Source organism: Avrilella dinanensis, from assembly GCF_002807015.1.
GTDB lineage: Bacteria > Bacteroidota > Bacteroidia > Flavobacteriales > Flavobacteriaceae > Flavobacterium > Flavobacterium dinanensis.
In genome coordinates this window covers 42,774-52,510 of the sequence record NZ_NIPO01000003.1, presented here as the reverse complement: position 1 = coordinate 52,510, position 9,737 = coordinate 42,774, and the positions used below count along the sequence as shown (strand labels likewise).

General features: G+C 37.4%; 9 protein-coding genes. 6 read left to right on the top strand and 3 right to left on the bottom strand.

Annotated features, from left to right (window positions below; translation table 11 throughout):
* Nucleotides 1-112: 112 nt before the first annotated feature.
* Nucleotides 113-928, bottom strand: a complete 816-nt coding sequence (locus CDL10_RS11325) for a M23 family metallopeptidase (protein WP_100678785.1) — start codon at nucleotides 926-928, stop codon at nucleotides 113-115.
* Nucleotides 929-948: 20 nt separating this feature from the next.
* Nucleotides 949-2,079 carry a DegT/DnrJ/EryC1/StrS family aminotransferase gene (locus tag CDL10_RS11320; RefSeq protein ID WP_100678784.1) on the bottom strand — a complete coding sequence of 377 codons (1,131 nt, stop codon included), beginning with the start codon at nucleotides 2,077-2,079 and terminating at the stop codon, nucleotides 949-951.
* Nucleotides 2,080-2,176: 97 nt separating this feature from the next.
* Between CDL10_RS11320 and CDL10_RS11315 the strand changes: the two genes are divergently transcribed.
* The 3 genes from CDL10_RS11315 to CDL10_RS11305 are packed head-to-tail and all read left to right on the top strand — an operon-like array spanning nucleotide 2,177 to nucleotide 5,865.
* Entirely contained in the window at nucleotides 2,177-2,647 is a 471-nt protein-coding gene (locus CDL10_RS11315; RefSeq protein WP_100678783.1) for a DinB family protein, read from the top strand.
* A 10-nt stretch (nucleotides 2,648-2,657) separates the two neighbouring features.
* On the top strand, nucleotides 2,658-3,890 hold the full coding sequence (locus tag CDL10_RS11310) for a 3-deoxy-D-manno-octulosonic acid transferase (protein WP_100678782.1): 1,233 nt from the start codon (nucleotides 2,658-2,660) through the stop codon (nucleotides 3,888-3,890).
* Nucleotides 3,891-3,948: 58 nt separating this feature from the next.
* Nucleotides 3,949-5,865 (top strand): LTA synthase family protein, encoded by a 1,917-nt coding sequence (locus CDL10_RS11305; RefSeq protein WP_100678781.1) that lies wholly within the window; start codon nucleotides 3,949-3,951, stop codon nucleotides 5,863-5,865.
* Nucleotides 5,866-5,891: 26 nt separating this feature from the next.
* Here CDL10_RS11305 and CDL10_RS11300 read toward each other — a convergent pair whose 3' ends face one another.
* Nucleotides 5,892-6,290, bottom strand: coding sequence for a putative signal transducing protein (locus tag CDL10_RS11300; protein WP_100678780.1), 399 nt, complete (start codon nucleotides 6,288-6,290; stop codon nucleotides 5,892-5,894).
* 98 nt (nucleotides 6,291-6,388) lie between these two features.
* Between CDL10_RS11300 and bshC the strand changes: the two genes are divergently transcribed.
* The 3 genes from bshC (at nucleotide 6,389) to CDL10_RS11285 (ending at nucleotide 9,624) form a co-directional block, all read left to right on the top strand.
* Complete coding sequence (gene bshC / locus CDL10_RS11295) at nucleotides 6,389-7,978, top strand: bacillithiol biosynthesis cysteine-adding enzyme BshC (RefSeq protein ID WP_100678779.1); 1,590 nt, start codon at nucleotides 6,389-6,391, stop codon at nucleotides 7,976-7,978.
* 2 nt (nucleotides 7,979-7,980) lie between these two features.
* Complete coding sequence (locus CDL10_RS11290; protein WP_100678778.1) at nucleotides 7,981-8,640, top strand: class I SAM-dependent methyltransferase; 660 nt, start codon at nucleotides 7,981-7,983, stop codon at nucleotides 8,638-8,640.
* 102 nt (nucleotides 8,641-8,742) lie between these two features.
* Nucleotides 8,743-9,624, top strand: a complete 882-nt coding sequence (locus CDL10_RS11285; RefSeq protein ID WP_165773020.1) for an SDR family oxidoreductase — start codon at nucleotides 8,743-8,745, stop codon at nucleotides 9,622-9,624.
* The last annotated feature ends 113 nt before the right edge of the window (nucleotides 9,625-9,737 follow it).

The window sequence follows — 9,737 nt, the reverse complement described above, 5'->3', positions numbered from 1 at the left end:
TTTCATAAAACTTTTACCCAGCCCTTTATTCATAAGACTTACAAAGGTTTTTACCAACTATTTTTCAGTATTATGCCATATTTTAAGTTACTTCTTTAATGTATTTTTCCCACTATAAGACCCGTTTATAAGACTCATTCTGTTCCAAAAAATCAATTTTGCCATTTTCCAATAAAAATTTAGTTGGTAAAGTTTCTTTAGCATTAAGTCTTTGTTTAAAAACTTCTAAATGCAAATGAGGTGTTGAACTAAACCCAGTATTTCCACTTAGTGCGACAACTTGTCCCTTCACTACCCTATCTCCTTCTTTAACTAAAGCTCCACCTTGTTTAATGTGCAAATAATCTGCAAAGGTCCCATCTGAATGATATATAGTCACAAAATTATTATATTCTGCACATTCTATTGAAGCACAGTTCTTATTATTAGAATCTTCTACTTTCACAACAATTCCTTCTCGAATAGCTGTTATCTCTGTACCAACAGGCATTGAAAAGTCTAAAGAATTTTCGTTTTTATGAGAAAATGAGCCGTTATAACCTTGTATAAGTCTAAAAATTAAACCTTTTTGATAAGGTAAATGATACACATAATCTTTATCATAGTCTTCTAAACTATCATCTCCCATATTATATATGTACGTATATGAAAATTGATATGGTCTGGTCCTACTTATTACTTTCAAGGTTGTCAATTCTTGTTTTGCCTTCCCAGCAATTGTGTAAATTTTATAACCTATATCATTTAGTTGCATATTTTTTAAAAGAAAATTTAGCTTAATACTTATTGGATAATATTCATCATTTTCAGCAAAAAATGTAAATTCTCCTGTATCAGTTTCTTCATAATAAACTTTATGTTTATGCTCCTGAGCCCTCCCAATATACATAAAAAACATACCGAAGATTAAGGAAAATATAATTTTCATATTCTATATATTATGCGTTTCTAATCCAAAAATTCCAAAATCGTTTTCGTGATATAACTAATAGTTTCATCATCAAGTTCTGTATGCATCGGCAAGGCAAGAACCTCCTCGCACAAGCGATTGGTCACGGTAAAATCTTCTTCCCGATAGCGTTCATCAGCATACGCTTTTTGCAAATGCAGCGGAATTGGATAATAAATCGCACAAGCGATATTTTGAGATTGTAGGTGTGTTAATAATTCATCGCGTTTTCCGTTTGTAATTCGAAGTACATACTGATGAAAAACATGGTTATCACCCTGCATATCGAATTGTGGTGTAATAATGTGTGAACAAGCCGAAAAAGCCCGATTATAAGCATCAGCGGCTTTTCGACGAGCTGTATTATAAGCGTCTAAATATGATAGTTTCACATTCAGCACTCCTGCCTGCACAGAATCTAATCGGGAATTCACGCCAACTACATCGTGGTAATATCTTTTGTACATACCGTGGTTTACGATTCCTCTGATGGTATGTGCCAAATCATCATCGTTGGTAAAAATCGCACCGCCGTCGCCATAGCACCCCAAATTTTTAGACGGAAAAAAAGAAGTCGTTCCGACATCGCCAATCGTTCCTGCTTTTTGCTTTCTGCCATCTGCAAAAGTATAATTCGCACCGATTGCCTGTGCATTATCTTCAATCACAAACAGCTGATGCTCTTTAGCAATTGCCATGATTTCGTCCATATTAGCCGCACGACCAAACAAATGTACCGGAACAATCGCTTTGGTTTTTGGTGTAATTGCTTTACGGATAGCTTCCACCGAAATATTCATGGTATCCTCTTCCACATCAACCAAAACGGGCGTTAAACCAAGTAATCCGACCACTTCAACGGTTGCAGCGAAAGTGAAATCTGCCGTAATAACCTCATCGCCGGGTTGTAATCCTAACGCCATCATCGCTATCTGAAGTGCATCTGTACCGTTAGCACAAGGAATCACGTGTTTGACTTCCATATATCTTTCCAAATTTTGCTGAAATTCATGCACCAAAGGACCATTAATATAAGTCGAAGTATCTAAAACTTGTTGAATAGCATCATTAACTTCATTTTTTATTTTTTGATATTGACCCTGTAAGTCAACCATTTGTATATTTTTCATCTCGTTGAATTTTGATATTCAAAAATACAAATAATCATTCTGATAACATCACTTATTTTTTTACTTTTGTATAGATAAATAACGAAACCCTTACACAATGACAGCAACAATCATCAACAAAGAACAGTTATTAACCACTTGGCAAGGGCACAGAGCTCTGACAAGAAAGATTATTGAACAATTCCCGGAAAAGGAATTATTTGAATTCAGTATTGGCGGAATGCGACCTTTTTCCGAAATGGTAAAAGAATTAATCTCTATTGCCGTACCTGGATTAGATGCGATGGTTAATCATAAAGACGAGCCTTTCAGTCACGATTTACCTTACCATACCAAAGCAGCACTTCTGGAAGCGTGGGACGAAGCTACACCGGAAATTAACCGCTTGTATAATCTGATTCCGGAAGAACGTTTTCAGGAAACATTTAATCTTTTCGGAATGTTTAATTTTCCTATTTACAGCAACATTCTATATTTTATTGACAATGAAGTTCATCATCGCGGACAAGGATACGTATATTTGCGGGCTTTAAACATTGAACCAGCACCGTTTTGGGACAGACCTTAAAAATCCGCTTATGCAAAAATTATACAATCTGCTTATTCGTCTGACTGCATTTTTTCTGCCTGTTACCGGAATTTTCAGCAGTAAAATGAAAAGCTTTATCCACGGACGAAAATATGTCTGGGATTATCTGAACAAAGAAATTAATCCGCAGGAACAATATATTTGGTTTCATGTTTCTTCGTTGGGCGAGTACGAGCAAGGCTTGCCGATTATACAGGAAATGCGGAAAAATTTCCCGGAATATAAAATCCTGTTGAGCTTTTTTTCTCCATCGGGATATGAAATCCGTAAAAATAATCCTGTGGCTGATATTACGATTTACCTGCCCTTGGATACACCAAAAAATGCTAAGAAATTCATTGATTTAGTTCAGCCGAAAATAGCTTTTTTTGTAAAATATGATTTCTGGCCAAATTATTTAAAGCAACTGAAAAACAAAAACATACGCACATTTCTGGTTTCGGGAATCTTTCGCGAAAAACAACTGTTTTTTAAAAAATCAGGAAAGTTCTACCGCAAATCGTTACAGGCTTTTGAACATTTTTTTGTACAGGACGACAATTCGCAAAAGCTGTTGCAATCTATCGGTTATAGCAACGTAACTATTGCCGGCGACACTCGCTTTGACCGGGTATATGAAATCACGCTCCAACAAACTAATTTGCCCGACATAGAAACTTTTATTGACAATAAATTATGTGTCATTTTCGGCAGTACGTGGGCAAAAGACGAAGAACTGATTTCTTCTTTCATCAACCAGAATAAGCAAGATATCAGATACATCATCGTTCCGCACGACATTAAAGAAAAAAACATTGCCCGGCTCGAAAGTTCACTGAAGAAAAAATCGGTCAGATACACCAAAAGTACGACCACAGAAATAAAAAACAGTGAGGTTTTCATTATCGACACCATTGGCTTGCTGACCCGGATTTACCGTTATGCCCACATGGCTTATGTGGGTGGCGGTTTTGGAGCAGGTATTCACAATATTTTGGAACCAGCAACGTATGGCTTACCTGTTATTATTGGTCCGGAATATGAAAAATTCAAAGAGGCGAGAGATTTGGTCAGTCAAAAATCCTGTATGGTTGTGACCAACCAAGCGACGTTTGACCAAACGATGAATCAGTTGATTAACAACGAAGAACTGCGACGAAAATCAGGGCAAAACAATTCCGGTTATGTCGAAAAACAACGAGGTGCCACAGATAAAATCATTAGTTACCTGAGAAAGAATTAAGGAAAAAACATCAATTCGTTCGAATGATTTACCTTTGTGTAAATATTAGGTTTCGGATATGTTAAAAAATAATTTGCGTTTTCAGGAAGCACTTTTGTTGTTATACAGACTATTGCTGGCTTTTCTTTTTTATGGTTTAGCCCGTTTGCTTTTTGTGATTTTCAATGATAATTTGGTGCATGTGGACAGCATCGGAACGTTTTTCCGTTTACAGGGATTCGGGCTCACATTTGATACTATCAGTATTTTTTACACCAACGCTTTATTTATTCTTCTTTCGGTACTCCCGCTGTGGATAAACACATCGAAAAGTTATCAGAAAATGTTGTTTTACGTTTATTTTGTATGCAACCTGATTCCGTATTCTGCTAATTTTATTGACTTCATTTACTATAAATTTACCTTAGCCCGAACAACCATCAACGTATTCGATACTTTAGAAAACGAATCCAATCTTTCGACACTTTTTTTTGGTTTTCTGACCCGATATTGGTACATTTTTTTACTGTTTTTCGTCTCAGCAGCAATCTGGATTTGGCTATATAGAAAGGTAAAAATCCAGCCTCAAACCATCACGAATAAAAAAGTTTATTTTTCTTTCTCTTTTCTTTATCTGCTACTGACTGCCGTGATTGTGCTTGGCGGAATCCGTGGCGATTTGAAAAAATCTACCCGACCACTCAACATCGTTGATGCCAGCCGCCATGTAACACAACTGGCACACGCCGACGTGATTCTCAACACACCGTTTACTATCCTGCGTACTGTAGGAAAAACGAGTTTTGTCATTCCTGATTATATGCCCGTTAGTCAAGCCGAAAATCAAGCAAATCCTATAAAAAAATACGACAGAACCAATCCGGACAAACCCAATATCGTCATTTTTATTACCGAAAGCTTTGGACGAGAATATGTAGGTGCGTTCAACGAAGATTATCCGATAGAAAACTATCAGAGCTATACACCATTTTTAGATTCATTGGCACAAGAAAGTCTGTATTTTACCAACGCTTTTGCCAACGGAAGTAAATCCATTCACGGTATGTCGTCGGTTTTGTCTGGAATTCCGTCGTTTAAAGATGCTTTCACATCTTCGCCTTTTCCTAATCAAAATATCGAATCGCTGGTTTCTATCTTAAATGAAATGAATTATGATACCTCGTTTTTTCACGGAGCACCAAATGGCTCAATGGGATTTTTAGGCTTTAGTAAAATACTCGGATTTGACCATTATTATGGCAAAACCGAATACAATAATGACGACGATTTTGATGGGGTTTGGGGAATTTGGGACGAGCCGTTTTTTCAGTTTATGAAAGAAACTTTAGACCAGAAAAACAAACCTTTTATGGCAACGATGTTCAGTTGTACTTCGCACGAACCTTTTCAGATTCCGGCTGAATATGAAGGCAAATTTCCGAAAGGACAATTGCCGATGCACCAATGCGTAGGCTACACAGATTACGCTTTCCGACGTTTTTTTGAAGAAGCTCAAAAACAACCTTGGTTTGACAACACCGTTTTCGTGATTACTGCCGACCACACCAACCAAAAATTGTATGATTTCTATCTGCATGGCACGCAACTGTCTGCCGTTCCGATTTTGTTCTACACGCCAAACAAAAAACTGGTGGGCAAACGCACCGATTTGGCTCAGCAAATCGACATTTACCCTACGTTGATTGACTACATCGGTTATAACAAACCGTTCAGAAGTTGGGGGCGAAGTTTAATCAGCGAGAAAGAAACACCATTTTTCGTCGGTTATCTGAACAATCAATATGTGTTTGCTCAAGGCGATTATATCTGCACTTTCGACGGTAAAAATGCTACCGGATTTTATGACAAAGACGACACACATCTGAAGAATAATCTTATCGGAAACAAAAACAACGAAATGCTGGCTATCGAAACGGCTTGTAAAGCGTTTCTGCAAGATTATTTTTATCGGATTATTGAGAAAAAACTCGGATAGAAGAAAGAACTATTGAACGGTTTTGTTTAGCTAAATTCATGCCCACAATCTTTGCATTTATAGACATATTTGAAATAAATCGGATATACCATAAATAGAAGTAAAGATAAAATTGACAAAGTTCCTTTTGCCCCACGAAAAGACCGGAAATAACCGATATTTTTCGACTTACACCGGGCACAAAGAATCACTTCATTTTGTTCGTTTGTGTAATGTGCTTGCTCTATCTGCCTGAGAATTTCGGAAGCATTCGCTATATCTTTATGAGCAACTTTAAGTTTTATTCCGCCCACAGCCATATTATACAAAGGGTCAAGAGCCACAATATTTTCATCAAACAAAAAACACGTAACGCCTTCACTCTCTAATTTTGTTTTTAACAAATGAGCATCAACAAGGTTATCAAACGTTTTTAAAGTAACCATCTTAACAAAATTAATGCTTTCATTTTACATATCAAAAGCCATTCAAAGAAAGTCTTAAATAGCAAAATAATTTCGTAAATTAGCCCAAAAATGATTTTATGCCTTCAGACTGTGTGAGCTATCAGAATTCGGGGTGGTTTTCAGCGTTAATTACGGACTACCTCAACCAGAAAAGTGAACTGCAACCGCTTTATAACCGTTTTCCGAACAAGGAAAATTTTCTTCCGCAAATTCAGGAAAAAAGCACTAATTTTAATCCGAACCATCGGGCGATACTGCACCGTGTCCTGAACCGGCAATATCAAGGTTTTACTGTTTCTCTGTCCACGCAAAATCACATTGACGCACTGCAAAGAAACAACACCTTTACAGTAACGACGGGGCATCAGCTCAATTTATTCACAGGACCGTTGTATTTCCTGTACAAAATCATTTCGACCATCAATCTGTGTAAAGAACTGAAAAAGCAATACCCTGATTATAACTTCGTTCCGGTATATTGGATGGCAACGGAAGACCACGATTTTGACGAAATTTGTTTCTTCAATTTTGAAAATATCAAATTCAAATGGAACAAAAATGCTTCGGGACCAGTAGGCAGATTGAACACTGACGGTTTGAAAGAAATTTACGAAGCTTTTTCCACACATCTGGGTATCGGAAAAAATGCAGAACAAATCAAAAAATGGTTTATCGATGCTTATCTGCAACACGAAAATCTGGCAGACGCAACGCGATATCTCGCCAACGAACTTTTCGGAAACGACGGGTTGGTTATCATCGACGGTGACGATACCGAACTGAAGCAAATGTTTGCCCCCTACATTCAGCGTGAACTGACTGAAAGACAATCTAAATCGTGGACAGAAGAAAGTTTCACGATTTTGTCTGATTACAACATTCAGGTTAATCCTCGGGAAATCAATCTGTTTTATATCGAAAATAACTTACGTGAGCGAATTGTTTTTGAAGATAATCAATACAGGGTATTAAACACTTCACTTGCTTTTTCCGAAGAGGAAATTACACAATTATTGCATGATAATCCTGAAAAATTTAGTCCGAATGTGATTCTTCGACCATTGTATCAGGAAGTGATTTTGCCGAATTTATGCTACATCGGAGGCGGCGGAGAGCTGGCTTATTGGTTGGAATTAAAGGCTGTCTTTGACAATCATAACGTTACATTTCCCATGCTTTTACTACGAAATTCGGTCTTATTATCCACTGAAAAGCAAAGTAAAAAAGCAGACAAATTAGGTATAACTTGGCAGGATTTATTCCTAAAAAAAGAAAAACTCATTACTGCCAAAACCAGTGAATTATCTACAAATACATTTGATTTTGAACAGCAAAAACAATTTTTGCAAAAACAGTTTGAATCACTGAGATTGATTGCTCAACAAACAGACAAATCGTTTATCGGTGCCGTAGAAGCTCAGGAAAAAAAGCAAATCAAAGGTTTGCAAAACCTCGAAAAACGCATGCTGAAAGCAGAAAAAAAACTACATCGGGAGCAACTGGAACGAATATCGGAACTACAGGAATCATTATTCCCGAACGGAAGTTTGCAGGAAAGACAAGTTAATTTTGCTGAGTTTTACAAAATTGCCGGTAATGATTTGTTAAGTAAATTGTATGAAAATCTTAATCCGTTAGACCAAAAATTCACGATTATCACGCTATAACCATGACTGAAAACGAATTGCAGGAACTGGCAAAACAATTAGGAAATCCTTCCGGGGAATTCGGTAAAATCGTCGCTAAAAACATGCACGAAGGGAATATTTCCATGACAAATCACGCTGTTGAGTTACTTCAGATTAAAGGCAAGCAAAAAATACTCGAAATCGGTCATGGCAACGCACACCACGTCACTAAAATATTGAAAACACATACTGAAATTCAATATTTTGGCATTGACATTTCTGCACTTATGCACAAAGAAGCCGTTACTGCCAATCAAACATATATACAAAACAACAGAGCTGATTTTCAGCTGTATGACGGTTTGGAACTTCCCTATCCTAAAAATCTTTTTGATGGAATTTTCTCTGTAAACACGGTATATTTTTTGGAAAACCCTCAAGCATTTCTACAAGAAATCTATCGGGTTTGTTCTCCGAATGGACATTTTTGCCTGACTTTTGCCGATGCAGATTTTATGAAAACATTGCCTTTTACCGATTTCGGATTTCAGCTTTACGATCTCGACATGATCAAAAAATGGTGCATAGATTCCGGATTTTCAATAGTTGAAACGCAACAGGCGAAAGATCATGTAAAAAGTAAATCGGGCAAAATGGTTCATCGATTATTTTATACTCTCGTATTGGAAAAGTTATCATAAGGTTCATAGATTTTCATTATATTTGGTAAAGCGTAAAAAGATAGCTCATTAAGAGCCTGTTTAAATGTGAATAGAAATTTTCATTTACCAAAAAATATACCAATGAATTATACAGACAAAATGCTGCGTGACAACGCATTGGAAGATAAAGTCATCATCGTAACAGGTGGCGGAAGCGGATTGGGAAAAGCAATGACTACCTATTTTCTGGAATTAGGTGCAAAAGTGGCTATTACCTCACGTGATTTGGAAAAGCTGAAAAACACCGCTGATGAACTGACCGCACAAACCGGCGGAACGTGTTTACCTATCGCTTGCGACGTACGTCATTATGATCAAGTAGAAAACATGCTGAACGAAGTGCTGAATCAGTTCGGGAAAGTGGATATTTTAGTCAATAATGCAGCCGGGAATTTCATTTCGCCTACCGAGCGTTTGTCGGCAAATGCTTTTGACACGATTATTGATATTGTGCTAAAAGGTTCTAAAAACTGTACACTGGCATTAGGAAAACACTGGATTGATAAAGGCAAAAAAAACAAATCAGTTCTAAACATCGTAACCACTTATGCGTGGACCGGTTCGGGTTATGTAGTTCCAAGTGCAATGGCAAAAGCCGGCGTGCTCGCAATGACCCGCAGTCTGGCAGTGGAATGGGCAAAATACGGTATCCGTATGAATGCTGTTGCACCCGGTCCTTTCCCGACCAAAGGTGCGTGGGACAGATTACTACCAGGAGATTTGCAGGAAAAATTTGACTTTAGCAAAAAAGTACCGCTAAAACGCGTGGGCGAACATCAGGAACTTGCAAATCTTGCGGCTTATCTGGTTTCAGATTTTTCGGCATATATCAACGGCGAAGTGATTACTATGGACGGCGGCGAGTGGCTACAAGGTGCAGGACAATTTAATATGTTAGAAAAGATTCCAACCGAAATGTGGGATATGCTTGAAGCGATGATTAAATCCAAAGGGAACAAGTGAGTTTAGTTTGGCTGTAAGCAATAGGCATTAGGCAATAAGCTGTAAAAAATATTCATTACAACAATCTTACAAACAAAAGTTCGGAGAAATTTTCACGTCCGATAAGTCGCAGT

Excerpts from the sequence above, each read along its gene's own strand:
- CDL10_RS11325 (WP_100678785.1), bottom strand. The coding sequence starts at position 928 with ATGAAAATTATATTTTCCTTAATCTTCGGTATGTTTTTTATGTATATT.
- CDL10_RS11320 (WP_100678784.1), bottom strand. The coding sequence starts at position 2,079 with ATGAAAAATATACAAATGGTTGACTTACAGGGTCAATATCAAAAAATA.
- CDL10_RS11315 (WP_100678783.1), top strand. The coding sequence starts at position 2,177 with ATGACAGCAACAATCATCAACAAAGAACAGTTATTAACCACTTGGCAA.
- CDL10_RS11310 (WP_100678782.1), top strand. The coding sequence starts at position 2,658 with ATGCAAAAATTATACAATCTGCTTATTCGTCTGACTGCATTTTTTCTG.
- CDL10_RS11305 (WP_100678781.1), top strand. The coding sequence starts at position 3,949 with ATGTTAAAAAATAATTTGCGTTTTCAGGAAGCACTTTTGTTGTTATAC.
- CDL10_RS11300 (WP_100678780.1), bottom strand. The coding sequence starts at position 6,290 with ATGGTTACTTTAAAAACGTTTGATAACCTTGTTGATGCTCATTTGTTA.
- bshC (WP_100678779.1), top strand. The coding sequence starts at position 6,389 with ATGCCTTCAGACTGTGTGAGCTATCAGAATTCGGGGTGGTTTTCAGCG.
- CDL10_RS11290 (WP_100678778.1), top strand. The coding sequence starts at position 7,981 with ATGACTGAAAACGAATTGCAGGAACTGGCAAAACAATTAGGAAATCCT.
- CDL10_RS11285 (WP_165773020.1), top strand. The coding sequence starts at position 8,743 with ATGAATTATACAGACAAAATGCTGCGTGACAACGCATTGGAAGATAAA.